Genomic DNA, 23,606 nt, shown 5'->3' with positions numbered 1-23,606 from the left:
ATTACCGGCGGGTAACTTCCCAGACCCTAAATGGGATTGTTGCCGTTGGAGCGCAACGAGCGCCCGACGCTGAGCTTGCCCTCGAGCATCAGGTAGCAGCGGGCGGTGCGGTCACCGTACGACCACCGGGTCGGACTCGCCGTCGACCAGGCGAACGTGATCTGCTTGTTCTGGTCGTACGCCGCCTCGCTGACCCCGAGGAACGACGCGACGAGCTTCTTGCAGCCCGGCTGGATCAGCGACCGGCGGGCGTTGACGTCGGTCGGATACGGCCGGTCGTCTGGCGAGCGGAACGTGCCGACGTATTCGCCGTTGTGCTGCGTCTCGCACGTGACCGGCACGAAGTCCTCGATGAAGTTCTTGCTGTCGAGCTTCACCGACACGCAGTTGAGCGCGATCGGCTGGCTGCCGTCCAGCGTCGCCTTGAGGCTCGACTTGCGCTGGAAGACGGTGCCGTTGTCGTTGCTGACCTCGACGAGGTCGCAGCGGAAGTAGCGTGCCTCGCCGGTCCACTGCTTCGCGGACGGCGCGAAGACCCGCAGAACCAGCCGGCCGTCGTGCCAGTCGCCGTTGAGGAACGACTTGGCCTTCTCGTCGCAGGTCTTGAACGCCTCGGACAGGTCGGCGCCGGTGGGCGGCGCCGAGGCCTGCGCGATCGTGCCGGTGAACTCCCCGACGTGGAAGGTCTCACTGGCGTGGTCGGCGTCGCACCCCACGGTGGTCATGCCGGCGCCCGCCTGGAGCTTGTCGGCCGTGGCGGTGCCGCTCCAGCACTGGCCGACCGTGGGCACCGGCACGGTCGGAGTGCCCAGGGCCGACCAGTCGTCGACCAGGTCACCGTCGGTGCCGGCGGGGTTGCCGCAGCCGGCAACCATCAGCACGAGTGCCAACGACAGGCCGGCCTGCCACCGCTTCATCTGCGCTACTCCTACACCTTGCCGTTGCCGAGATTCTTGACGGACTTGACGGTGGTGAGCTTGTCGAACAGCATCGCGTAGCAACGGGCGGAGCGGTCGCCGCGGGACCAGGCCTCTTCGTCGGCCAGCCAGAAGCCGATGCCGAGCTGCTGGTGGCTCTGCAGCGTCGACAGGCTCATCCCGAGGTACTTCGCGCCGAGCGCCTCGCAGCCGGGCCGCATCGCCGCACGCCGCTCCTCCGAGTTCTTCGGGAACGGGCGCTCACCGGACGTATACGTGCCGACGTACTCCATGTTGTGCACGTTGGTGCAGGCCGTGGCGGTGTAGTCGAGCCACGTCTTGCCGTCGCTCTCGTAGACCTCCTGGGCGCAGGTCAGCGCCGCCGGCTTGTCGCCGCGCAGGCCGTCCTTGAGCGAGCTGGTGCGGTTGACCGGCTTGTTGCCGTCGCTGGCCACCTCGGCGAGGTCGCAGCGGAAGTAGCGGGCGCCGCCGGCCCACTGCGCCGACGAGGGCGCGAGGACCAGCAGCGTGAGCCGGCCGTCGTGGTAATTGCCGCCGAGGAACGTCTCGGCCTCCTTGGCGCACTTGCTCCAGGCGGTGTTGAGCGCGGCACCCTTCGGCGGCGTCGATCCGTTCGCCGCGGATCCGGTCAGCTCACCGACAAAAAACGTCTCGCTCGCGTGGGAGGTGCCGCAGGACTCGACCGGCGTGAACGAGAAGATCGTGGTGGTGTCGTGCGCGAAGTAACTGACGGTGGTGTTGTAGCAGGCACCGACGGGCGGGGACGGCACCTTCGGCTCGGCCAGCATCGCCCAGTCGTCGGTGAGATCCTTGTCAACCCCCGCGGGCACACCGCAGGCAGTGAGCAGCATCAGCGCGACGACCGGCACCACGGCCGGAAAGAGCCGCCGGAAACGCGTCATCGTTGTTGTCCCTCCCCCGCGCGCGCACAGAACGCCGGTGCAGTGTGCCAACCATAAATGTCCTTGGCAACCCGACAACAACGCGGCTGCGCCTCAGGCTGTGGTAATGGGCAAAGCGCTGGTCCCGGCCCCCTTCAGCGACGTCGTGACCGGCTTGGGCGGCCAGGCGAAGCAGCGGACGGCGCGGTTGCCGAGCTCCCACGCCCCCTTGTCGAACGGCATTGTGATCAGACCGGTACGCGCGCGGAAGTTCGCGTCGTTGGGGATGTTGACGAACGCGGCCACCGTCGGCCGGCACCCGGCGAGGTTCGCCTCCCGCCGGGCGGCCGCATCGGCCGGATACGGCCCGTCCGGCGCCTCGAACAGCCCGGCGAACTCGGCATCGTGCCGCGTGGTGCACGACGCCGGGAGCACCCGGTCGATCTCCCCGGCCCTGCCCCCGGCCGGCTGGGTCACCGTGACGCAGCCGGCGAGCAGGTCACCGCCGGGCTTGAGGGCGTCCTTGAGCGTGGTGGTCCGGGTCATCGGCGTGAACCGGTCGAGGTCTTCGAGGGCCTGGAGATCGCAGCGGTACCAGCGGGCGCCGGCATCCCACAGGATCGGGGTGGGCAGATCGACGCTCAGCGACAGCCGCCCGATGCGCCAGTCCGCGCCGAGCAGCGCCGTGGCGTCGGCGGAGCACTTCGCGAAGGCGGCACGCAGCGCCGGGCTGCCGGTGCCCGGCGGGGTGGCCCGGTCGGCGTCGGCGCCGCTGAACTGCCCGACGCTGACCAGCTCGACCAGGTGCGGCTCGGTGCACGGGACCGGCTCGGGCCACTTGGTGACGTCGGCCGAGGAGGCGCCGCCGGGCAGCCGGTAGCAGGCCGGTGCGACCGGCGGGACGAGCGCCGCGCCGGGCAGCATCGACCAGCCGTCGACGAGGTCGCCGTCGGTGCCCGGTGGACGGGCCGGGGTGCAGGCCGACAGCAGGAGGGCGAGCGCACCCAGCACTGCACAGACGGCGAGTGCCCCTCGCACTGAACCTCCCCCGGGCGGTTATGCCCGAGCGAGGTCCCCCCGAACGGGCGATCCCACCATACCTGGCACTACGCCAGCAGGATCGTGACCGAGCTCGATGACCTTGTTGTCCGCGTCGACGTGGACGATCCGCGGCTCGTACGAGCGGGCCTCGGCGTCGTCCATCTGCCCGTACGAGATCAGGATGACCAGGTCGCCGGGGTGCACGAGGTGGGCGGCCGCCCCGTTGATCCCGATGACCCCGCAGCCGCGCGGCCCGGCGATCACGTAGGTCTCCAGCCGCGCGCCGTTGGTGATGTCGACGATCGCGACCTGCTCGCCGGCGAGCAGGTCGGCGGCGTCCATCAGGTCCTCGTCGACGGTCACCGAGCCCACGTAGTGCAGGTCGGCCTGGGTGACCGTGGCGCGGTGAATCTTGGACTTGAGCATGGTGCGGATCACGGCAACTCCACCGCTACGTTGTCGATGAGGCGCGTCGCACCGACCCAGGCCGCGGTGAGCAGCCGGGCCGGGCCGTGCGCCGGGGGCGGGCCGAGCATGGGATCGGTGAGCACGAAGTAGTCGAGCTTCACCTCGGGCGACTTCGTGAACTCGGCGAGGCCGGCCGCGACCGCGTCGCCGCCCCGCTCGCCCTCGGTCTTCGCCGCGAGCAGCGCCCGCGACAGGGTCAGCGCCGACTCGCGCTCGGCCGGCGCGAGGTAGCGGTTGCGGCTGGACAGCGCCAGGCCGTCGGCCTCCCGCACGGTCGGCACGCCGCGCACGTCGATCGGCAGGTCGAAGTCGCGGGCCATCGCCCGGATCATGCCGAGCTGCTGGTAGTCCTTCTCACCGAAGTAGGCGACGTCCGGCCGGGTCAGCTGGAACAGCTTGTTGACCACGGTGAGCACGCCGTGGAAGAAGCCGGGGCGGCTGGCGCCCTCGAGCTGCTCCCCGGCCGGGCCCGGGTCGACCCGGACGGCGGGCGCGCCCTGCGGGTACATGACCTCGCCGGACGGCGTGAACGCCACGTCGACCCCGATCTCGCGGGCCAGGGCGAGGTCGGTGTCGAGGGTGCGCGGGTAGCGGTCGAAGTCCTCGTTGGGGCCGAACTGCAGCGGGTTGACGAAGATCGTCAACAGCACCGTGTCGGCCTCGGCACGCGCCGTCCGCAGCAGCGCGGCGTGCCCCTCATGGAGTGCCCCCATGGTCATGACGACCGCGACGGTGCCGGCGGCCGCGTCCCGGGCGGCCTTGAGCTCCTCGCGGGTGCCGACGACCTTCATGCCGCCCGCTCCTCCGTGTCACGGCGGTTCCGTGCGGCACTGCCGAGCACGTCGAGCAGCGGCTCGGCGTCGATCGGGCGCAGCCGGCCGGCCGCGATGACCCGGTCGGCGGTGCGGCGGGCGAGCGCCAGGTAGGGCGGCACCGAACCGGGCGCGACCGACTCCAGCGCCTTGAGGTGCTTGGCGACGGTGCCGGCGTCGCCGCGGGACACCGGGCCGGTGATGGCCGCGTCGCCGAGGCGGAGCGTGTTGTCCAGGGCCGCACCCAGCAGCGGGGCGAGCACCTGCTCGGGGTGGCGCACGCCGGCGTCGCGCAGCCGGTCCATCGCCTCGCTGACGAGCGTGGCGAGGTGGTTGGCGCCGTGGGCGAGCGCGGCGTGATACAGCGGCCGACGCTCCTCGTCGATCCACTCGGCGACGCCGCCCAGGTCGGCGACGAGCGCCGCGGCGGTCTCCCGCAGGTGGTCGGGGGCGGTGACCCCGAACGACGCGCCGTCGAGCCGGCGCAGGTCGTCCTCGGTGCCGGTGAAGGTCATCGCCGGGTGCAGCGCGAGGGGCTCGGCGCCGACGGTCGTGACCGGGGCGAGCACGGCCAGGCCGTGGGCGCCGGAGGTGTGGGCGACGATCTGGCCGGGGCGCAGCGCGCCGGTCTCGACCAGGCCGTTGACCAGACCGGCGAGCACGTCGTCGGGAACGGCCAGCAGGACCAGGTCGGCAGAGGCGGCGACCCGGTCGGCAGGAAGGAGCTGCACGCCCGGCAGCAACTGCTCGGCACGGGCCTTGGAAGCGGCGGAGACACCGACCGCGGCGATCACCCGGTGCCCGGCTCGGACGAGTGCGGCGCCGAGCACCGCCCCTACTCGCCCGGCACCGATGATGCCGATGTTTTGCCTGTTCATCTGATGGATCCAGTCCTCGACAGTGGGGTACCGGTCGATCAGAAGTATGCGCCGCAGCGGGCAAAGCGGACAGGCGTTGTGGGATTGTCAACAACGCGTTTCGAACGCTTTACCCGCCGCGTGGCGCGTCGCTAGAGACGGTGGTGCAGGTACTCCCTGATCAGGGCCTTCGCCTCGCCGAGCACCGCGGCGTCGCCGTCCGGTGAGCGGCGGAACGCCAGCTTGATCAGCGCGTCGGCGGCCTCGACCGCGATCGCCAGCACGAACTGGAGCCGGTCGGCGTCGAGGATGCCGAACCGGGCGATGAGCAGCGCCGAGAGCTGCGAAACGATCACGTCGTTGTTGTCCCGCTCGTCGTCGAGCAGGTGGATGTCCACCACGTCGCCGAAGTGCAGCGTGCGGAAGCCCGGCACCGTGCGGTGCATGTCGATGTACTCGTCGATCGCGGCGTCGACCGCGTCCCACCAGTGCGCGATGCCCTCGCCGGCGAGCCGGTCACTGAGCCGCTGCAGGTAGCCCTCGAGGCTGCGCAGCGTCAGGGCCTGCACGATGGCCCGCTTGTCCGGGAAGAACTGGTAGACCGAACCGATCGCCACCCCCGCCCGCTCGGCCAGCAACGTCGTGGTCAGGCCGTCATATCCAATTTCGTCGACGAGCTCGGCGCAGGCGTCGAGCATCCGCCCCACGCGCGCCACGCTGCGGCCCTGCACCGGCACCCGGCGCAGCGGCTTCTTCGTCCCGACGCCAGCCACTGTCTGCGTCGCCACCCGGCCGTCCCCCCTCTATCCGCTGGTTTGAAACCTACTCACGTCAACGACCGGGCACGATCGACGGATAGCTCATTTCACCCTTGTGATTGATCGGGTCATTGACGGGGGGCATATGTGAAGGGTACTCAGGTTTCGTGACATCACCGTGGGCCAACTGGGCCGGCAACCAGACCGCGCGCGCCACCCGTGTCGCACACCCGGAAACCCAGGCTGAGCTGGGAGAAGTCCTGCGCGCGGCGGCGGGTGAGGGCCTGCGGGTGAAGGCGGTCGGCAGTGGTCACTCGTTCACGCCGGCCGCGGCCACCGACGGGCTGCGCGTTGAACTCGACCGGATGACGTCACTCGTCCGGGTCGAGGGTGACCTCGTCACCGTGCAGGCCGGCATGCCGCTGGCGAAACTCAACGCCACCCTGGCCGCCCACGGCCTCGCGATGCCCAACCTCGGCGACATCGACGCGCAGACCATCTCCGGCGCGCTGTCCACCGGCACCCACGGCACCGGCGCCGCCTACGGCTGCCTGCCGACCTTCATCGAGGCGCTGGAGCTGGTCACCGCCGACGGCTCGGTCCTGCGCTGCTCGGCCACCGAGCAGCCGGAGCTGTTCGCGGCGGCCCGGGTCAACATCGGCGCGCTCGGCGTGCTGACCTCGGTCACGCTGCGCTGCGTGCCGGCGTTCGTGCTGCGCGCCGACGAGCGCCCGGCGCCGCTGGCCGACGTCTGGTCGGGCCTCGACGAGCACATCGCCGAGAACGACCACTTCGAGTTCTACTGGTTCCCGTACACCGACCGGGTCCAGATGAAGCGCAACAACCGCGTCGAGGTCTCGGACCGTCCGCTGGCCGGCTGGCGGCGGTGGCTGGACGACGACTTCCTGTCCAACACGGTCTTCGGCGGCGCCTGCCGGGTCGGCCGGACGTTCCCGGCGGTGGTACCGGCCGTCAGCCGCATCTCCGCCCGGGCTCTCTCGGCGCGCACGTACACGGCGCTGTCCCACGACGTGTTCTGCACCCCTCGGCGGGTCCGGTTCGTGGAGATGGAGTACGGGCTGCCCCGCGCGGCGCTGCGTGAGGCGTTCGACGGCCTCCGCTCGGTGGTGGCCGGCCTGCCGTTCCGCGTGCAGTTCCCGGTGGAGGTGCGGTTCACCGCGGCCGACGACATCTGGCTGTCGCACGGCCACGGCCGCGACAACGCGTACGTCGCGATCCACCAGTTCGTCGGCGCACCCTACGAGGAGTACTTCCGCCGCTTCGAGGCCATCACCACGGCGCTCGGCGGCCGCCCGCACTGGGGCAAGATGCACTACCGGGACGCGGCCTCACTGTCGCAGGCCTACCCCCGGTTCACCGACTTCGTCGCCATGCGCGACAAGCTCGACCCCGGCCGCCTGTTCGCCAACGCGTACACCGACCGCATCCTCGGCCCATAACCCCGCCGGGGGTCCGCCGGCGGGGTTACTCCGCCGGCGGGGTCGCCTTCCTGGCGGTGGCCTTCTTCGGGGCGGCCTTCTTCGCCGGGGTCGCCTTCTTGGCGGCCGTGGCCTTCGTCGCCGTCTTCTTGGCCGCCGTCTTCTTCGCCGGAGCCTCGCTGCCGGCCGCGGCCTTGTTCGTCGCGCGGGCCTTCTTCGGCGCCGGCCCCTTGGCCCGCTTCTCGGCGAGCATCTCACTCGCCTCGTCGATGGTCAGCGTCTCGACCGCCTGGCTGCGCCGCAGCGAGGCGTTGTGCTCGCCGTCGGTGACATACGGCCCGAACCGCCCGTCCTTGATCACCAGCGGCTTCTCGGTCGCCGGATCGACGCCCATCTCCCGCAGCGGCGGCTTGGCGACCGCCCGGCCACGCGTCTTCGGCGCCGCCAGCAGGGCCAGCGCCTCCTCCAGCGTGACCGTGAACAGCTGGTCCTCGCTCGCGAGTGACCGCGTGTCGGTGCCGCGCTTGATGTACGGCCCGTACCGGCCCGGCGAGGCGATGATGTCCTCGCCGGCCGCGTCCTTGCCGACGACCCGCGGCAGCGTGAGCAGCTTGAGCGCCTCGGCCAGGGTCAGGTGTTCCGGCGACTGGGTGGACAGCAGGGAAGCGTTCTTGTCACCGGTCGACACGTAGGGCCCGTAGCGACCGGACTTCAGCACCACCGGCTCACCCGTCTCCGGGTGCTCGCCGAGCTTGCGCTCGCCGCCGGTGCCGCCGACGAACAGCTCCGCCACCTTCTCCGGGGTCAGTTCGTCGGGCGCGATGCCGTCGGGCACCGGCGCCCGGTCGCCCTCCTCGCCCTCGGGCGCGCCGGCCACGGTCCGCTGCAGGTAGGGGCCGTATCGCCCGACGCGCACCACCACGTCGCGATTGGCCTCGTCACGGAAAAGCGGGATCGAGTTGATCCCGCGAGCGTCGATCTCACCGAGCCGTTCGGTCACCATGCGCTTCAGACCGCCCTGACGGGCCACCGACCCTTCGTCGCCGGTGTCGCCACCGAAGTAGAAGGGGCGCAGGAAGTCGACGGTGCTCTCGTCACCGGTCGCGATCTCGTCGAGGACGTTTTCCATCGACGCGGTGAAGTCGTAGTCGACCAGGCGCGGGAAGTGCTTCTCGAGCAGCCCGACGACGGCGAACGCGAGGAACGAGGGGATGAGCGCCTGGCCGCGCTTGAAGACGTATCCCCGGTTGTTGATCGTCTCCATGATCGACGCATACGTCGACGGGCGGCCGATGCCGAGCTCCTCCATGGCCTTCACCAGCGACGCCTCGGTGTACCGCGGCGGCGGCTGGGTGGTGTGCCCGGTCGGGGTGAGGCCCTGCTCGGTCAGCGGCTGGCCCTTGACCAGCACCGGCAGGCGCCGCTCGGCGTCCTCGGCCTCGGCGTTCTCGTCGTCGGACGACTCGACGTAGGCCCGCAGGAAGCCCGGGTCGGTGATGGTCTTGCCGGTCGCGGCGAAGTCCACCGACTCCTGCGCCGGGGTCGTCGCGTTGATCCGCACCGAGGTGCTGTTGCCGACCGCGTCGGTCATCTGGGAGGCGATGGTCCGCTGCCAGATCAGCTCGTAGAGCCGCAGTTCCTCGGCGGACAGCTCCTTGGCGACGTCACCGGGCGTGCGGAACGAGTCGCCGGCGGGGCGGATCGCCTCGTGGGCCTCCTGCGCGTTCTTGACCTTGCCGGTGTACCGGCGGGGCTGCGGCGGGACGGCGGACGCGCCGTACAGATCCTGGATCTGCCGGCGGGCGGCGGCGATCGCGGCCTCGGACAGGTTCACCGAGTCCGTACGCATATACGTGATGTAGCCGTTCTCGTACAGCCGCTGCGCCACCCGCATGGTCTGCGCGCTGGACAGCCGCAGCTTGCGGGCCGACTCCTGCTGCAGCGTGGAGGTGATGAACGGCGGGTACGGCTTACGGCGGTACGGCTTCTCCTCGACCCGGGTGACCGTGAACGGCCGGCCCTCCAGGCGGGCGGCCAGGCCGCGGGCGCCCTGCTCGTCGAGGTGGATCACGCCGGCGCCGGGCTTGACCAGACCCGTCTCCGGACCGAAGTCACGGCCGGTCGCGACGCGGTCACCGTCGATCGCGATGAGGGTGGCGTTGAACGTGCGGGTGTCGTTCTCCGGCAGCAGCTTGGCGAGGATGTCCCAGTATTCGGCCGAGCGGAACCGCATCCGCTGCCGCTCGCGCTCGACCACGATGCGGGTCGCGACCGACTGCACGCGCCCCGCCGACAGGCCGCGCTGGACCTTCTTCCACAAGACGGTGGAGACGTCGTACCCGTAGAGGCGGTCCAGGATGCGGCGGGCCTCCTGGGCGTCGACCAGGGCGCGGTTGATGTCCCGCGGATTGGCGACGGCGGCCTGGATCGCCGGCCGGGTGATCTCGTGGAAGACCATCCGCTTGACCGGCACCTTCGGCTTGAGCGTCTCGAAAAGGTGCCAGGCGATCGCCTCACCCTCGCGGTCCTCATCTGTGGCGAGGTAGACCTCGCTCGCATCCTTGAGGAGCGCTTTCAGGCGGGTGATCTGCTTTCGGCGGTCGGCCGAGATGATATAGACCGGGGTGAAATCATTGTCGACATCGACCCCGAGGTAGGCCCACGGCTTGCTCTTGAGGTCGTCGGGCATGTCCTTCTTGCCCACCGGCAGGTCACGGACGTGGCCGAAGCTCGCCTCCACGACGTAATTCGGGCCGAGGTAGCCCGAAATCGTCTTGGCCTTCGCCGGCGACTCCACGATCACCAGCCGCTTCGTGTTGGCGGAGTTCGGCACAGTTCTCCCCGGTGCGGACGGACAGACGTCAAACGTAACGCGCGCCTTCTCGCCGGGTTGCGCAATGGGCGCGGGCCCCCGACGGTCGGCACGCGACACGCCGATCGGCGCCACGGTACACCCACAGGCAACCGCGACCTGCCCGATCTTGCGATCGTGTCGCATCGGCTGCCGTATTTGTAACGGTTTGTCACCCCGTCATCGGCCCAGTTACCGGCGGTTCACGTCACGTGGGTTAGCTACGCCACCCTACCCCGGCCAAGCTCCCACCGGAGCCTCCGGAGGCGCCTCCCCGACGAGTTCGGCGAGGCGCGCGATCCGGCGAGGTCCCACGATGCGGTACGCCGGTCCGCCCTGGTCGGGCGCGACGAACACCGCCGGCAGCCCGACCGCGGCCAGGGCCTCACCGACCGCCAGCCAGTTGTCCGCGACCCGCCGGTCGATGACGACGTCTTCTGCGGGGTTTTCGGCGGGTTGTTTCGCTTCTGGCGCAATTTCGGGCGATTCCGGCTCGGCGGCCGGGTCCGTGACCGGGTCCAGCGCGACGGCCGGCAGGTCCGCGAGCCCGGAGTCCGGCCAGTCGTCGCGCGTCTCATCGACGAACGGATCCAGCTCGGCGTACTCGTCGGGGCCGTCGAACGCGTCGAAGTCCGCGTACTCGTCCGGGCCGGGGTCGAACGCGGAGACCTGACTTTCGCTCTTCTTGCGCCGTTTGTTCGGTTTCTGGTCGGCGGTGCGCACCCTGGCCCGCTCCGCGCGACCGTTCGCCGCGGCCCGGGTGTCGTGCTCGGGGGCAGCAGCCACTTCCGGCTCACCAGGATCGGCGGCCGGCAGGTCGGCGGCCGGCGCTTCCTCCTCCGGCTTTTCCTCCTCCACCTCGCCTTCCTCCGCCGGGGGCGGCTCCGGGAGGCGCGGCGTCGGGGCGAGCCGGAGGAGGTAGGTGCGCTGGCCGTCGTACCGTCCCGCCGCCGCCACCCACAGGCGCAGCCGCCGCCCGTCCAGCGCCAACTCGGCCGGGCACCGCTTGTCGCCGTCGTCGTCGAGCCAGTCCGCGGCGAGCGGGGCCAGCGCCGACGAGTACGCGGTCCGGACCAGCCACCGGTCGTCCTCGCCGGCCGGCTCGCAGGTCACCACCAGGTCGCGCAGCCCGCACTCGGCCTGCAGCACGGCACAGCGCCAGGCGTCCTCGACCACGACCGATACCCGGCCGGTGCCGCCCATCCGGCCGACCTGCCCGGCCCCGAGCAGCAGTCCTTCGAGGTCGAGCGGCGCCGGTGGGCGCGCCTCCACCCCGAACAGCGAGAGTTGCCGGCCCCGGGCCGGCGTCACCGACACTCGGGCACCTCACCGAAGGCCTTCTGCAGGTCCTTCTGCCCGACGTGTGCCAGATCGATCGCGCTCTGCTCGTATTCCTCCTTGAGCGTGGCGAACGCCGAGGTCACCGAGGAGTAGAACGTCTTCGAGTCGTTCGTCGGCAGGGCCGAGACCGCGCGCTTGGCGTTGCCGTACGCGTCGCGGGCCTTCGACAGCGACGCCGTGAACTGGGCGGCGATCTTGTCGCCGCCGGCGACCTTCGGGATGCCCGCACCGTCGACCCCGACCCGCGCCTTCTCACTCGCCGACTCGGCACCGGCCAGCAGATCGACGACGTTGGTCTTGGTCTGCGCGGCGGTCTTCGCCGTCTGCAGCTGCTGCTGGGCCTTCGTGGTCAGGTCGGCGATCTCGGTGCGCCAGGGTGCCAGGGCCGTGCAGACCGACTGCGCCCACCGCTTCGGCGCCACGTCGCCGCTGCCGTCGCCGGAGCACCCCGCGGCACCCACCAAGATCACGACGACGGCAAATAGACGGCTGGCACGCATGGATTGCAGCCTAGAACCGATCGTGTGTTCGAGAAAACACGACGCCCCGACCGGAACGGATCCGGTCGGGGCGTCGGTGCGCCGATCGGGTCAGGCGGTGACCTTCTCGGGCGCGGCCTCCGCGTCGGCGGCGCCGTTGCCCTCACCGGCATCGACAGCCACCGGCTTGCGCTTGCTGACGATGACCGCCGCCGCGATGACCGCGACCGCGACGATCGCGGCGATGTACCGGACCGCCGGGTTGCCGTCGCCGACCGTGTAAAGCACCACGGCGGGGGCGATCAGCAGGGCGACCAGGTTCATGACCTTGATCAGCGGGTTGATGGCCGGGCCGGCGGTGTCCTTGAACGGGTCGCCGACAGTGTCGCCGATGACCGTCGCGGCGTGCGCGGGCGAGCCCTTGCCACCGTGGGTGCCGTCCTCGACCAGCTTCTTCGCGTTGTCCCACGCCCCACCGGAGTTGGACAGGAACACCGCCATCAGCGTGCCGGTGCCGATAGCACCGGCCAGATAGGCGGCCAGCGGGCCGACACCGAGACCGAAGCCGACGGCGATCGGCGCCATCACCGCGAGCAGACCCGGCGTGACCAGCTCACGCTGGGCGTCGCGGGTACAGATGTCGACGACCTTGCCGTACTCCGGACGCTGCGAGCCGTCCATGATGCCCGGGAACTCGCGGAACTGCCGCCGGACCTCGAACACGACCGCACCCGCCGAACGGGCGACCGCGTTGATCGCCAGACCGGAGAACAGGAACACGACGGCCGCGCCGATGAGCAGGCCCACCAGGTTGCGCGGGTTGGCGACGTTGAGCAGCGCGTCGGTCGACAGCGTCGACTTCGCCTCGGCCAGCGCCCGCTGCATCGTGTCGGTGTACGACCCGAACAGCGCGGTCGCTGCGAGCACGGCGGTCGCGATCGCGATGCCCTTGGTGATCGCCTTGGTGGTGTTGCCGACCGCGTCGAGCTCGGTCAGCGTGCGGGCGCCGCGCTCGTCGATGTCGCCGGACATCTCCGCGATACCCTGCGCGTTGTCGCTGATCGGGCCGAACGTGTCCATCGCGACGATGACGCCGACGGTGGTGAGCAGGCCGGTGCCGGCCATGGCGACCGCGAACAGCGACAGCGTGATCGAGCCGCCACCGAGCAGGAAGGCGCCGAAGACGCCCGCGCCGATGACGATCGCCGAGTAGACGGCCGACTCGAAGCCGACGCTCACGCCGGCGAGCACCACGGTGGCGGGACCGGTCAGGGCGCTCTTGCCGATGTCCTTGACCGGGCGGCGCTCGGTCTCGGTGAAGTACCCGGTCAGCGCCTGGATGACCGCGGCGAGCGCGATACCGATGACGACGGCGATGATCGCGGTGACGTGCGGACCGAACGGCGGGGCGTCGCCGTCGGCGAGCTTCAGCGTGGCGCGCCAACCGTCACCCAGCAGCTTCGCCCAGTCGGCCGGCAGGTAGAACAGCGCGGCGGCACTGACCAGCACGGCGGAGATGACGGCCGAGATGTAGAAGGCGCGGTTGATGGCGACCAGGCCGTTGCGGTCGGAGGGGCGCAGGCGGGTGAGCGCCACACCGAGGATCGCCACCAGGACGCCGATCGTCGAGACGATGAGCGGGAAGACCAGGCCGTCGTCACCGAACGCGGCACGGCCCAGGATCAGGGCCGCCACCAGGGTGACGGCGTAGGACTCGAAGAGGTCCGCGGCCATACCGGCGCAGTCACCCACGTTGTCACCGACGTTGTCGGCGATCGTCGCGGCGTTGCGCGGGTCGTCCTCGGGGATGTTCTTCTCGACCTTGCCGACCAGGTCGGCGCCGACGTCGGCGGCCTTGGTGAAGATGCCGCCGCCGACCCGCATGAACATGGCGAGCAGCGCGGCACCGAAGCCGAAGCCCTCCAGCACGGTCGGGGCGTCACCCTTGAAGATGAGCACCACCAGCGCCGCACCGAACAGGCCGAGGCCCACGGTGAGGAAGCCGACGACGCCACCGGTGCGGAACGCGATCTGCATCGCCTTCTCGCGGCCGCCGTCCTCCCGGGCCGCCGCCGCGACGCGCAGGTTGGCGCGGGTGGCCAGCGCCATGCCGGCGCCACCGATGAAGGCCGAGAACACGGCACCGACGATGAAGAACGCCGACCGGCCGATCTTGACCACAGTCTCGTTGTCCCCGGCGTCACTCACCGGGAGCATGAACAAAAGCACCACCGCGATGACGACGAAGATGCCGAGGGTCTTGAACTGGCGCACGAGGTACGCGGTCGCGCCCTCCTGCACCGCCCCGGCGATCTCCTGCATCTTGGGGGTGCCCCGGCCGGTCGCAAGTACTGCCTTGACCAGCGCCGCAGCGAAGCCCAATGCCACGAAGGCGATGACGAGCGCGACGACGACGTAGGTCAGGTTGCTCCCGGTTAGGGAAATCTCGCCAGCCGCGGCGAGTGATGCGGACATTCGTTGTCCTCCTGTACCGACACATGACAGCGCCGCGAGCGGGTCAGGCCGGCGGCGGGTTCTCCACGCGGGGAGCCGTGATGAACGGTCGAGGTACCCGATGACCAGGGCCGCTATACACGATCGCCGTACTCTAGCCGTCTACCGTGTCAGTGGTCACACCGACTTGCGCGAATGCCACATTGAATTTCGTCACTAGTCGCTGGTTCTGGCCCGTTTCGTCAGTCGTTGGGGCGTTCCAGCGGCCAAGACATGCGTACCTCGGTGCCCACCCCATCGGACAATTCGGACACGTTGAGGTCGTCCACCAGGCCCGCGAGCAGAGCGAGACCCATGCGGGCGGCAACCGCCTCCTCGGCCAGGAGGTCGGGGGGTGTGGTCAGCGGCAACGCGGGATCGGACAGCAGCACGGCGGCGTCGTCCCCGGGCGTGCGGGTGACCATGGCACCGTTGGCCGCCCGGTCGACCACCCGGACGGTGAAGCGGTCGCCGTCGGCCATCGCGACGTCGACCAGGTCGTCGAGGCCGTGTGACCGGTGCAGCGCCACCGCGCGGGAGCACGCCTCACCGATCGCCAGACGGACCTCTTCCAGCAGCTCTTCGGCCACTCCTGCCCGCCGCGCGACGGCCACGCCGACCAGCCGGGCGGTGCGGACGTGCGCAGCGGCCGGCGAGAACGACAGTCGGACGGTGGGCATGGACCTACGCTTTGGGATCTTTGGGGTCTGCGTCCGAGCCGTCCGCGCTCGTCGCGGCGGCCACGGTGTCGTACAACGAGAAAACCCGGTCCAGGGCGGTGATCCGGAAGATCTTCAGCAGCCGCTCATGGGAGCAGACCAGGCCGAAGGTGCCATTGACCGCACGGAGCCGCTTGAGCGCGCCGACCAGCACACCCAGACCCGTCGAGTCGAGGAACTCGACCCGGCTCAGGTCGACGACGACGTGCCGGGAGCCCTGCTCGACCAGCTCGACCAGCTTCTCGCGGAGCCGCGGGGCAGTGTAGACATCCACCTCACCGCCGACTTCGAGCACCGTATGGTCGCCGGAGGCATACGTCGACAACGACAACTCCATGCGGACCTCCTCTTCTGGCCGTTGCGCGAACCGAGCCCTCCACGGGCATCTAACCATCGACGCCACCCCGAGGCGACGCTCCACCCCCTTTCCCACATTCGCCGGGCGCGTACCGTCGCCGCAGCTTCGAACAGGTGTTTTAGAGTGCAGGCGTGACGGTCGCGCCAACCTTCCTGCCACTGCGCCGTTCCGCGTCCCTCACGCACGTCGAGGAACTCCCACCGCGCAGCGGTGACCCGGTCCCCTGGCCGGCCTGGGTCCCACCCGAGCTGAGCTCGGCGTTCGCCGCCCGCGGAGTCGCCGCACCCTGGCGCCACCAGGCCGCCGCGGCCACCTCCGCCTGGGAAGGCACCCACACCGTCGTCGCCACCGGCACCGGCTCCGGCAAGTCCCTCGCCTACCAACTGCCCGCTCTCGCGACGCTACTCTCCGACGACCGGGCCACCGCGCTCTACCTCGCCCCGACCAAGGCCCTCGCCGCCGACCAGCTCCGCACCCTCGAATCCCTGGCCCTGCCCGGCATCCGCCCGGCCACCTACGACGGCGACACCAACCGCGAGGAACGCGCATGGGTCCGCCAGCACGCCCGGGTCGTGCTCACCAACCCCGACATGCTCCACCACGGCATCCTGCCCGGCCACGCCTCCTGGGCCAGGTTCCTGCGCGGCCTGCGCTACGTCATCGTCGACGAGTGCCACGCCTACCGCGGCGTCTTCGGCTCGCACGTCGCCCACGTGCTGCGCCGCCTCCGCCGGGTGGCCGCCCGCTACCGGTCCACCCCCTGCTTCGTCCTGGCCTCCGCCACCGCCGGCGACCCCGCCCGCTCCGGCACGCGGCTCACCGGAATGCCGGTCACCGCCTTCACCGAGGACTCCTCCCCGCGGGGCGGCGTGACGTTCGCGCTGTGGGAGCCGCCGCTGCTGCCCGCGCAGACCACGGACGCCGTTACCGACGCCGAGCCGCAACGACGGTCCGCCCTCTCCGAAACCGCGGACCTCCTCGCCGACGCCGTGTCCGCCGGGGTCCGCACCCTCGCCTTCGTCCGCTCCCGCAAGGGCGCCGAACTCGTCGCCACCATGGCCCGCCGCTCCCTCGACCTCGCCGTCCCCGGCCTCGGCTCCCGGGTCGCCGCCTACCGCTCCGGCTACCTGCGCGAGGACCGCCGCGCCCTCGAACACGACCTCATCGACGGCACCCTGCTCGGCCTGGCCTCCACCAACGCCCTCGAGCTGGGCGTCGACCTGACCGGCCTCGACGCGGTCCTCATCGCCGGCTACCCCGGCACCCTCGCCTCCCTCTGGCAGCAGGCCGGCCGGGCGGGCCGTGCCGGCCGCGACGCCTTCTGCGTGCTCATCGCCCGCGACGACCCCCTCGACACCTACCTCGTCCATCACCCCGAGGCCCTCTTCAGCCGCCCCGTCGAGGCCACCGTCTTCGACCCCGGCAACCCGCACGTCCTCGCCCCGCAACTCTGCTGCGCCGCCGCCGAACTCCCCATCACCCCCGCCGACCTGCCGATCTTCGGCCCGACCGCCGAGCCGGCCCTCGACGCCCTCGCCGCCGCGGGCATCCTCCGCAAACGCCCCAGCGGCTGGTACTGGACCGAGCGTCACCGCCCCGACGTCGACCTCCGCGGCGCCGGCGGCGGCCCCGTCGCCGTCGTCGAATCGGCCACCGGCCGCCTCCTCGGCACCGTCGACACCGGCTCCGCCCACCACCAGGTCCACACCGGCGCCGTCTACCTCCACCAGGGCACCTCCTACGTCGTCGACGAACTCGACCTCGCCGACTCCGTCGCCCTCGTCCACGCCGAAGACCCCGACTGGAGCACTCACCCGCGCGACGTCACCGACCTCACCGTGCTCGCCGTCCGCGACACCCGCGCCATCGGCCCGGTCACCCTGTCCCTCGGCGAGGTCGAGGTCACCTCGCAGGTCGTCAGCTACCAACGCCGCCGCCTCGTCACCGGCGAGGTCATCGACACCTGCCAGCTCGACCTCCCCCAACGCGTGCTGCGCACGATCGCCGTCTGGTGGACCGTCACCCCCGAGGCCCTCGACCAGGCCGGCATCCCCGACGTCGACTGGCCCGGCGCCCTCCACGCCGCCGAACACGCCTCCATCGGCCTGCTCCCGCTGATCGCCACCTGCGACCGCTGGGACATCGGCGGCCTCTCCACCGCCGCGCACGCCGACACCGGCCTGCCGACCGTGTTCGTGTACGACGGCCACCCCGGCGGCGCCGGCTTCGCCGAACGGGCCTTCGAGGTCGCGGCCGAATGGCTGGGCGCCACCCGGACGGTTGTCGCCGAGTGCCGATGCGAGCACGGCTGCCCGTCGTGCGTCCAGTCCCCGAAATGCGGCAACGGCAACAACCCGCTCGGCAAGGCCGACGCGGTGCGGGTCCTGTCGCTGGTCCTCGACGCCATGTCCCGACCGGCGGCCTGACCAGCGGGTTTCCGGGATTCGACCAGCACAACGGTGCCGACCGGCACGACGGGCCTCCCGGGGCCGGCCTGCACGGCGTCGGCCTGATCACCGATCCTCCCCGGACCGGCCGGCACGACAGCGTCGGCCTGACGGTCCTGCGGCCCCGGGCCGGTCCGGCCGACGGCATAGGCCAGCGGAACCGGGCCGGCCTTCGCCGAGGCGCGCACCTCCAGCCCTGCCGGCCCGGACAGCTCCGCCGTCACCGTGACGTCGAGGCCCTCGACCCGGCAGGAGACCAGCCGGCCGCCGTTGGCGGACACCAGACGGCCGGCCGCCGCGCACGCCGCCTGCTCGCCCTCGACCGCCGTCAGCGCCCCCGCCAGCGCGCCGGCATCGGCGGCGTTGCGCGCCCGGTGCCGGGCCACGACCGCCCCGCCCGCCGCCGTCAGGATGCCCGCGGCGAGCACGAGGACCAGCCCGACCGCCAGCAGCCACACCGTCGCCGACCCCCGCTCACGACCGGCAGCTCCGGATCGGGTTATGTGGCCTCCGCCCCGCTCCGGCCGCCTAACCTCCAGGCCGAGCCCACAATGACCGGCCCCTCCGCACCGCCCCGGCCGCCTGACCTCCAGGCCGAGCCCACGATGACCGGCCCCTCCGCTCCGCCCCGGACCGGTCATTGGCCCTCGGCCTCCGGCTCGACCATGGCCACCGCGTCCTCCTCGACCGTGAACGCCGGCAGCAGCGCCATCGGCCGGACGCGGAACCGGACCGTCACGCGCACCAGGTCGCCGTCGCGACGGACCGAGATCGTGGCGCCCGACGGCGCGGTCTGCGAGGCGGCCGCCGACGCCGGCTCGCCGCGGGCCGCCGCCCGTGCCGCCACGCCGGCCGCGTCCGAACACCGCACCTTGGCCGACAACGCGGCCAGACCGGTGAGGCCGGCGAGCAGCAGCAGGACGACGACAGGAAACGCCGCGGCGAGCTCGGCCGTCGCCGAGCCGCGGTCGCGGGGGCCGCCGGCTGCACCGATCCGGCGGCGCCGGTGCCGCGCTGTCCCGCGGTGGGCGCCACGATCCCGGTCGCTTCTCATGTCAGCGCCCGCCCGATGATGTTGGTCAGGGCGATGCGCGTGCTGTCGGATAGGACGACCTTCAGCAGCACGCCGGCGAGGCCGACCCCGACGAGCATGCAGATGGCGTATTCGGCGGTGGTGACTCCGGCGTCCCCGAGACGGCAGAGGCGGAGACGGGTTCGGATGCTGTGCACTGCACTCCTTCGATGAGCTGAACTACGGATTGGGACAGGCAGGTCTCAGAGCGCGACGAACACCTCGCGCAGGACGGCGACGACGACGGGCACGACGCCCACCAGCACAAACGCCGGCAGGAAACACATGCCGACCGGCAGCACGGCCAGGACGCCGACCCGCTTGACCGCGGCCTCGACGGCGGCAGCCCTGGCCAGCCGCAGGTCGGCGGCCTGACGGTCGAGGACCTGGGCGAGCGCGGTGCCGCGCTCGGCGCTGCGGGTGGCCGCGGCGGCGAAACGCCGGCCGCCGGGCAGGCCGGCCGTGTGCGTCCAGGCGGCCTCCGGCGTCGCGCCCAGCCGCAACGATCGGCCGGTGCGGGTCAGGCACAGTCCCACCGGCCCGCCCATCGCCTCGCCGACGACGAGCGCGGCCCGGTCGGGCGGCGCACCCGCACGCAATGCCGCGGCGAGCAGTTCGGCGGCGAACGGCAGGTCGGCGCGGGCCACGGCGCGCTCGCGACGGACCTGCGGTGACTCGACCCGGCGCAGGACCAGGCCGGCCGTCATGGCGGCGAGGACGCCCACGACGACGCCCGCCACGCCACCGACCATCACCGCGAGGACCAGTCCGCACAGCAGCGCCGCCGACCAGCGCACCCCGGCGCTCACCGGGCCTCCTCACCGATGCCGGCGAGGATCCGGACGGTCCAGAAGAACCCGGCGGTCTGCAGCGTGACGCCGATGACGGCGCAGGCCCCACCCAGCGGGGTGTGCAGCAACTGCCGGATCGGATCGGTCCCGACGACGGCACCGACCCACAGCCCCATGACCGGCAGGCACATCAGCAGCATGGCCGTGGCCTGGGCGGTCGAGGCCTGACCGGCGGCGTTGATCCGCAGCGCCTGCCCGGCCCGCACGTCGGCGTCGACCCGGTCGAGCAGATCGGCCAGCGGGATGCCGAGTTCCGCACTGACCCGCTGTGCCGCCTCCAGCCGGGCCACCGCGGTCTGCACGGCCGCGTCGTCGCGGACCGCCGCCGGGATCGGCGATCCGGACGCCCGAACGGTGAGGTTCTCGACGCCGGCCACGATGCCGGCGCGGAGGTCACCGGTGGCGGCCTCGACCGTCTCGAGCAGATCGCCGAGCACCTGGTTCACGAGACGCCGCACCATGATGCGGCGGGCGGTGGTGACGGCCGTGACGGCATACAGGATGGTCACGACCGCCGCGACCGGCCCGCCGACGAGCAGGGCGATCCCGCCGCCGAGCGGCACGACGGCGATGAGCGAGGCGACGGGCCGCTCGGCCAGCACCCGGGCGGCCCGCCGGGAGAGCCGTGCGAGCCGCCCGGACCGTGCCGCGGCGTCGTCCGGCGGGCCGGACAGCCGCACGAGGCGGGCCGCCGGCCGCCGATGTCGCAGCCAGAGCAGCGCGAAGACGACCGCGAGGACGATCCCGACCGCGAACGCCAGGTTGATCGGGCTCATAGCCATCCCTTATCCGGCACGTATCGCCACGGGCCCGACGGTCGCGGCGGGTTCACGTCGCGGGCCGCCAGCAGCGCGTCGAGATGCTCGGCGCCCGGGGCCGGTCCGCTGCCGCGCCGCCAGGCCGTCAGCACGACGGCGGTGCGCTGGTCGGGATGGGCGTCCAGGACGCAGATCTCGGTCAGCACCCGCGTCCCGTCCGGGCCTCGTCGCAGGTGGATCACGACCCGCAGCGCGGCCAGCACGAGCGCGTGCAGTGCCGCCCGCGGAATGCTGCCGAGCAGCCCGAGGGCCTCCAGCCGGGCGGGGACGTCGGCCGGCGAGTTGGCGTGCAGCGTGGCCGCGCCGCCCTCGTGCCCGGTGTTCAGGGCGCCGAGCAGGTCGACGATCTCGGCGCCCCGGCACTCGCCGACCACGAGCCGGTCGGGCCGCATCCGCAGGGCCTGACGAACCAGGTCGCGCAGCGTGATCTCGCCGGCGCCCTCCACGTTGGACATCCGCGACTGCAGGGAGACGACGTGCGGGTGGGCCGGTGACAACTCGGCGGCGTCCTCCACGATCACGAGCCGCTCGGCCGGTGGCACCAGCGACAGCAGCGACGAGAGCATCGTGGTCTTGCCGGTGCCGGTGCCGCCGGTGATCAGGTAGGGCAATCGGGCGGCCACGACGGCGGCCAGCAGCCGGGCCGCGCCCGGGTCGACGGTCCCGCAGGCGACGAGCTCATCGACCGTGAACGCCCGCCGCCGGAACGTGCGCAACGACAGATACGGCCCGTCCCGCCCGATCGGCGGGAGCACCGCGTGCAGGCGGGTGCCGTCGGGGAGCCGCACGTCCACCCACGGGCTGGCGTCGTCGAGGCGGCGGCCCGCGCTGGAGGCCAGCCGCTGCGCAAGACGCCGCACCTCGGCCTCGTCGCCGAGCGTGCCGGGCACCCGGCGCAGGCCGGAGCCGCGGTCGACCCAGACCTCCACGCCGTTGACGAGGACGTCGGTGACCGACGGGTCGTTGAGCAGCGGCGCGAGCTTGCCCGCGCCGAGGAGGGCGGTGCCGGGTTCGGTCGGCACCGTCGTGGTCAGAGCGAGCTGCTTGCCCGGAACCGCCTTGCCGTGGACCGCCCCGCCCTGGACGACCTTGCCCGGGATCACCTTCGCCGGAATCATGCCGACCTACCTTGAAAACCCGAACCAACCCAGCGGCATGACCACCGGAGCGCAGCGGAGGCGGTCATGCCGCCACCCCCGTCGCCAGGCCGAGATCGCCGAGGATGCGGCGGCACAGCGCCGCGAGCGGACCGCGGCCGGTGCCGGCCGGTGGGGCGCCGCGCTCCAGCCGCCGCGGCAGGTCGGCCTCGGCCCGCAGCGTGCCGGCCACGGGCAGGCCGAGCGACCGGGCGATCTGCCGGGTGCGCAACCGGCCCGGTGCCGGGCCGCGCACGACCAGGTGCAGCGCGTCAGTGTGCGGCGTGACGGTTGCCGCCACCCGGGCCGCGGCCACGCAGGCGCGCAGTTCGGCGGGGACGATCAGCAGGACCCGGTCGGCGGCCCGCAGCGCGAGAACGGCGGCGTCGTCGAGACGGCGGGGCAGGTCGGCGACGACAAGGTCGCGGCCGCGGCTGCCGGCGTCGAGCGCGGCCGCCATCGCGTCGGACGGCAGGCCGGCGCCGGGCGCCTCGCGGTCGCAGGACAGCACGGCGACGTCGCCGCGGCTGGGTAACGCGTCGACCATGGCCGGCGGGTCGACCACGCCGGTGGTCTCGGCGAGTCCGGGCCAGCGGAGCCCGGCGAGGTCCTCCCAGCCGAGGACCAGGTCGACGCCGCCGCCGAGCGGGTCGGCGTCGACGAGCAGCGAGCGCAGGCCGACGTTGCCGGCGGTGACCGCCAGTCCGGCGGCGAGCACGCTGGCGCCGGCCCCGCCGCGCCCGCCGAGCACGGCGAGGATCCGGCCCCGGTGTTCGGCTGCCGGGCCGGCGAGCCGGGCGAACCTGTCGAGCAGCCAGCCGGCGCCGTCGGGGATCTGCACGATGTGATCGGCGCCGACGGCGTCGGCCAGCAGCGTCAGCCGGTCCATCCCGTGGCGACCGGAGCCGTGGGACAGCAGGAACACGTCGGACCGGTGCGGCAGCCGCGCCTGGGCGCAGGCCGCTGCCGAACCTTCGCCGATCAGGACGATCGGCGCCGAGGTGTAGCGGCTCCGCGCGGACTCCGGGCCGGACTCCACGTCGAGGTCGAGCGGCAGCGCGGCGGCGAGGTTGAGCACGTCGTCGAGCAGCTCATGGTCGTCGGTGACGAGCAGTGGTCGATGCACGCGAACACCTTGGCGCGTACCACCGACCGGCTTCGGGCCGTCAAGGCCGGATCTGTGGACAGCCGGCGGCTTGTGGACAAGGGTCGTGGTGGGTCCGGGGATCTGGTATGCAATTCCGGACAAATCAGCCATTCAAGGCATGATCACATTTCTGGTGGTACCGCAGAAAAATGGCCGGCAGCCACGTGGTCCCGACCGATCCGATGTCCGATGTCGATAGCCGGCGTGACCGTCACAGGCGGTAACCGCCCACCCGACCGCCCGGGTGCAGCGACTACGACGTGCCGAAACGGGGCAAGTGTGAAATTTCGTGAACGCTCAACAAAGCACTCGGCGTCAATACGGCCTATCCATCGAAACTCGGAAGCCATATTCCGAATTGCCATATGGCAGAAAAGTCACCCGGAAGCTCAACACCGCTGGAAGACCGTCCCCTACAGAGGGGACGACCCCCGCCGGGGGGTGACGGGGGTCGCCGGGGGTTCGGCTCCGGGGGGGTCGAGCCGAACCCACTCAGCGGTCACGGGGGGTGCGACCGCCGAGGGTCAATAACGGGTCGTTGTCGTAGTGGACGTGAAACCGCGTCGCAAACATAAGCATGCCTGAGTCGACCGCCATACGTCGAGTAGGACAGGCTTGCAACACGCCAATCAATATTTCACTTGAGGGTATCTTCGGCGTGATCGACCGCGAGCCGAGCGTGACGCGACGAGAAGTCGGG

At 71.8% G+C, this 23,606-nt stretch carries 21 protein-coding genes and 1 pseudogene; 2 read left to right on the top strand and 20 right to left on the bottom strand.

Annotation, left to right across the window (positions count from 1 at the left end):
* Nucleotides 1-26: 26 nt before the first annotated feature.
* The 7 genes from Dfulv_RS01290 to Dfulv_RS01260 all read right to left on the bottom strand — a co-directional run bounded on the left by Dfulv_RS01290 (nucleotide 27) and on the right by Dfulv_RS01260 (nucleotide 5,695).
* Nucleotides 27-917: a septum formation family protein gene (locus Dfulv_RS01290; RefSeq protein WP_259860752.1), complete on the bottom strand. Its 891-nt coding sequence runs from the start codon at nucleotides 915-917 to the stop codon at nucleotides 27-29.
* A gap of 11 nt (nucleotides 918-928) precedes the next feature.
* Nucleotides 929-1,840 carry a septum formation family protein gene (locus tag Dfulv_RS01285; protein ID WP_259860751.1) on the bottom strand — a complete coding sequence of 304 codons (912 nt, stop codon included), beginning with the start codon at nucleotides 1,838-1,840 and terminating at the stop codon, nucleotides 929-931.
* Nucleotides 1,841-1,933: 93 nt separating this feature from the next.
* Complete coding sequence (locus Dfulv_RS01280; RefSeq protein ID WP_259860750.1) at nucleotides 1,934-2,857, bottom strand: septum formation family protein; 924 nt, start codon at nucleotides 2,855-2,857, stop codon at nucleotides 1,934-1,936.
* 18 nt (nucleotides 2,858-2,875) lie between these two features.
* Nucleotides 2,876-3,298 (bottom strand): aspartate 1-decarboxylase, encoded by a 423-nt coding sequence (panD, locus tag Dfulv_RS01275; RefSeq protein ID WP_259860749.1) that lies wholly within the window; start codon nucleotides 3,296-3,298, stop codon nucleotides 2,876-2,878.
* A complete protein-coding gene (gene panC / locus Dfulv_RS01270; protein ID WP_259860748.1) occupies nucleotides 3,295-4,119 on the bottom strand; it encodes a pantoate--beta-alanine ligase in 825 nt (274 codons plus the stop codon). Before panC ends, panD begins: the two co-directional genes overlap by 4 nt.
* On the bottom strand, nucleotides 4,116-5,018 hold the full coding sequence (locus Dfulv_RS01265) for a Rossmann-like and DUF2520 domain-containing protein (RefSeq protein ID WP_259860747.1): 903 nt from the start codon (nucleotides 5,016-5,018) through the stop codon (nucleotides 4,116-4,118). The genes panC and Dfulv_RS01265 overlap by 4 nt, the downstream gene beginning before the upstream one ends.
* 131 nt (nucleotides 5,019-5,149) lie before the next feature.
* On the bottom strand, nucleotides 5,150-5,695 hold the full coding sequence (locus tag Dfulv_RS01260) for a TetR/AcrR family transcriptional regulator (RefSeq protein WP_259867322.1): 546 nt from the start codon (nucleotides 5,693-5,695) through the stop codon (nucleotides 5,150-5,152).
* A gap of 227 nt (nucleotides 5,696-5,922) precedes the next feature.
* Here Dfulv_RS01260 and Dfulv_RS01255 point away from each other — a divergent pair, with 227 nt between their 5' ends.
* Complete coding sequence (locus Dfulv_RS01255) at nucleotides 5,923-7,215, top strand: D-arabinono-1,4-lactone oxidase (protein WP_259860746.1); 1,293 nt, start codon at nucleotides 5,923-5,925, stop codon at nucleotides 7,213-7,215.
* 25 nt (nucleotides 7,216-7,240) lie between these two features.
* Here Dfulv_RS01255 and topA read toward each other — a convergent pair whose 3' ends face one another.
* The 6 genes from topA to Dfulv_RS01225 all read right to left on the bottom strand — a co-directional run bounded on the left by topA (nucleotide 7,241) and on the right by Dfulv_RS01225 (nucleotide 15,414).
* Nucleotides 7,241-10,027 carry a type I DNA topoisomerase gene (gene topA, locus Dfulv_RS01250; protein ID WP_259860745.1) on the bottom strand — a complete coding sequence of 929 codons (2,787 nt, stop codon included), beginning with the start codon at nucleotides 10,025-10,027 and terminating at the stop codon, nucleotides 7,241-7,243.
* A 249-nt stretch (nucleotides 10,028-10,276) separates the two neighbouring features.
* Nucleotides 10,277-11,362 (bottom strand): hypothetical protein, encoded by a 1,086-nt coding sequence (locus Dfulv_RS01245; protein ID WP_259869883.1) that lies wholly within the window; start codon nucleotides 11,360-11,362, stop codon nucleotides 10,277-10,279.
* On the bottom strand, nucleotides 11,353-11,886 hold the full coding sequence (locus Dfulv_RS01240) for a hypothetical protein (protein ID WP_259860744.1): 534 nt from the start codon (nucleotides 11,884-11,886) through the stop codon (nucleotides 11,353-11,355). The genes Dfulv_RS01245 and Dfulv_RS01240 overlap by 10 nt, the downstream gene beginning before the upstream one ends.
* Nucleotides 11,887-11,976: 90 nt before the next feature.
* Complete coding sequence (locus Dfulv_RS01235; RefSeq protein WP_259860743.1) at nucleotides 11,977-14,340, bottom strand: sodium-translocating pyrophosphatase; 2,364 nt, start codon at nucleotides 14,338-14,340, stop codon at nucleotides 11,977-11,979.
* Nucleotides 14,341-14,561: 221 nt separating this feature from the next.
* Nucleotides 14,562-15,038: an ATP-binding protein gene (locus Dfulv_RS01230; protein WP_259860742.1), complete on the bottom strand. Its 477-nt coding sequence runs from the start codon at nucleotides 15,036-15,038 to the stop codon at nucleotides 14,562-14,564.
* A gap of 4 nt (nucleotides 15,039-15,042) precedes the next feature.
* Nucleotides 15,043-15,414, bottom strand: coding sequence for an STAS domain-containing protein (locus tag Dfulv_RS01225; protein ID WP_259860741.1), 372 nt, complete (start codon nucleotides 15,412-15,414; stop codon nucleotides 15,043-15,045).
* Between the two features lie 152 nt (nucleotides 15,415-15,566).
* Here Dfulv_RS01225 and Dfulv_RS01220 point away from each other — a divergent pair, with 152 nt between their 5' ends.
* A complete protein-coding gene (locus Dfulv_RS01220; RefSeq protein WP_259860740.1) occupies nucleotides 15,567-17,861 on the top strand; it encodes a DEAD/DEAH box helicase in 2,295 nt (764 codons plus the stop codon).
* 242 nt (nucleotides 17,862-18,103) lie between these two features.
* Here Dfulv_RS01220 and Dfulv_RS01215 read toward each other — a convergent pair.
* From Dfulv_RS01215 to ssd, 7 genes and pseudogenes are all read right to left on the bottom strand, one after another.
* A pseudogene (locus Dfulv_RS01215) lies at nucleotides 18,104-18,523 on the bottom strand (Rv3654c family TadE-like protein); the annotation flags it as partial.
* On the bottom strand, nucleotides 18,520-18,936 hold the full coding sequence (locus tag Dfulv_RS01210) for a TadE family type IV pilus minor pilin (RefSeq protein ID WP_259860739.1): 417 nt from the start codon (nucleotides 18,934-18,936) through the stop codon (nucleotides 18,520-18,522). The pseudogene Dfulv_RS01215 and the gene Dfulv_RS01210, both read right to left, overlap by 4 nt.
* Nucleotides 18,933-19,112: a DUF4244 domain-containing protein gene (locus tag Dfulv_RS01205; protein ID WP_259860738.1), complete on the bottom strand. Its 180-nt coding sequence runs from the start codon at nucleotides 19,110-19,112 to the stop codon at nucleotides 18,933-18,935. The genes Dfulv_RS01210 and Dfulv_RS01205 overlap by 4 nt, the downstream gene beginning before the upstream one ends.
* Before the next feature lie 45 nt (nucleotides 19,113-19,157).
* Nucleotides 19,158-19,763, bottom strand: coding sequence for a type II secretion system F family protein (locus Dfulv_RS01200; RefSeq protein ID WP_259860737.1), 606 nt, complete (start codon nucleotides 19,761-19,763; stop codon nucleotides 19,158-19,160).
* Complete coding sequence (locus tag Dfulv_RS01195; protein ID WP_259860736.1) at nucleotides 19,760-20,581, bottom strand: type II secretion system F family protein; 822 nt, start codon at nucleotides 20,579-20,581, stop codon at nucleotides 19,760-19,762. The genes Dfulv_RS01200 and Dfulv_RS01195 overlap by 4 nt, the downstream gene beginning before the upstream one ends.
* Entirely contained in the window at nucleotides 20,578-21,741 is a 1,164-nt protein-coding gene (locus tag Dfulv_RS01190; protein ID WP_259860735.1) for a TadA family conjugal transfer-associated ATPase, read from the bottom strand. Before Dfulv_RS01190 ends, Dfulv_RS01195 begins: the two co-directional genes overlap by 4 nt.
* A 64-nt stretch (nucleotides 21,742-21,805) precedes the next feature.
* The gene (gene ssd, locus Dfulv_RS01185) at nucleotides 21,806-22,885 is read right to left on the bottom strand and encodes a septum site-determining protein Ssd (RefSeq protein WP_259860734.1); all 1,080 of its coding nucleotides are present in this window, start codon (nucleotides 22,883-22,885) and stop codon (nucleotides 21,806-21,808) included.
* Nucleotides 22,886-23,606: the final 721 nt, after the last annotated feature.

The sequence above is a fragment of the Dactylosporangium fulvum genome (assembly GCF_025137375.1).
In the GTDB taxonomy this organism is placed as follows: Bacteria; Actinomycetota; Actinomycetes; order Mycobacteriales; family Micromonosporaceae; genus Dactylosporangium; species Dactylosporangium fulvum.
This window is presented reverse-complemented; position numbering and strand designations above follow the sequence as displayed.

Excerpts from the sequence above, each read along its gene's own strand:
- Dfulv_RS01235 (WP_259860743.1), bottom strand. The coding sequence starts at position 14,340 with ATGTCCGCATCACTCGCCGCGGCTGGCGAGATTTCCCTAACCGGGAGC.
- Dfulv_RS01285 (WP_259860751.1), bottom strand. The coding sequence starts at position 1,840 with ATGACGCGTTTCCGGCGGCTCTTTCCGGCCGTGGTGCCGGTCGTCGCG.
- Dfulv_RS01225 (WP_259860741.1), bottom strand. The coding sequence starts at position 15,414 with ATGGAGTTGTCGTTGTCGACGTATGCCTCCGGCGACCATACGGTGCTC.
- panC (WP_259860748.1), bottom strand. The coding sequence starts at position 4,119 with ATGAAGGTCGTCGGCACCCGCGAGGAGCTCAAGGCCGCCCGGGACGCG.
- Dfulv_RS01230 (WP_259860742.1), bottom strand. The coding sequence starts at position 15,038 with ATGCCCACCGTCCGACTGTCGTTCTCGCCGGCCGCTGCGCACGTCCGC.
- Dfulv_RS01260 (WP_259867322.1), bottom strand. The coding sequence starts at position 5,695 with ATGCTCGACGCCTGCGCCGAGCTCGTCGACGAAATTGGATATGACGGC.
- Dfulv_RS01195 (WP_259860736.1), bottom strand. The coding sequence starts at position 20,581 with ATGAGCCCGATCAACCTGGCGTTCGCGGTCGGGATCGTCCTCGCGGTC.
- Dfulv_RS01190 (WP_259860735.1), bottom strand. The coding sequence starts at position 21,741 with ATGATTCCGGCGAAGGTGATCCCGGGCAAGGTCGTCCAGGGCGGGGCG.
- Dfulv_RS01210 (WP_259860739.1), bottom strand. The coding sequence starts at position 18,936 with ATGAGAAGCGACCGGGATCGTGGCGCCCACCGCGGGACAGCGCGGCAC.
- Dfulv_RS01265 (WP_259860747.1), bottom strand. The coding sequence starts at position 5,018 with ATGAACAGGCAAAACATCGGCATCATCGGTGCCGGGCGAGTAGGGGCG.
- Dfulv_RS01240 (WP_259860744.1), bottom strand. The coding sequence starts at position 11,886 with ATGCGTGCCAGCCGTCTATTTGCCGTCGTCGTGATCTTGGTGGGTGCC.
- Dfulv_RS01290 (WP_259860752.1), bottom strand. The coding sequence starts at position 917 with ATGAAGCGGTGGCAGGCCGGCCTGTCGTTGGCACTCGTGCTGATGGTT.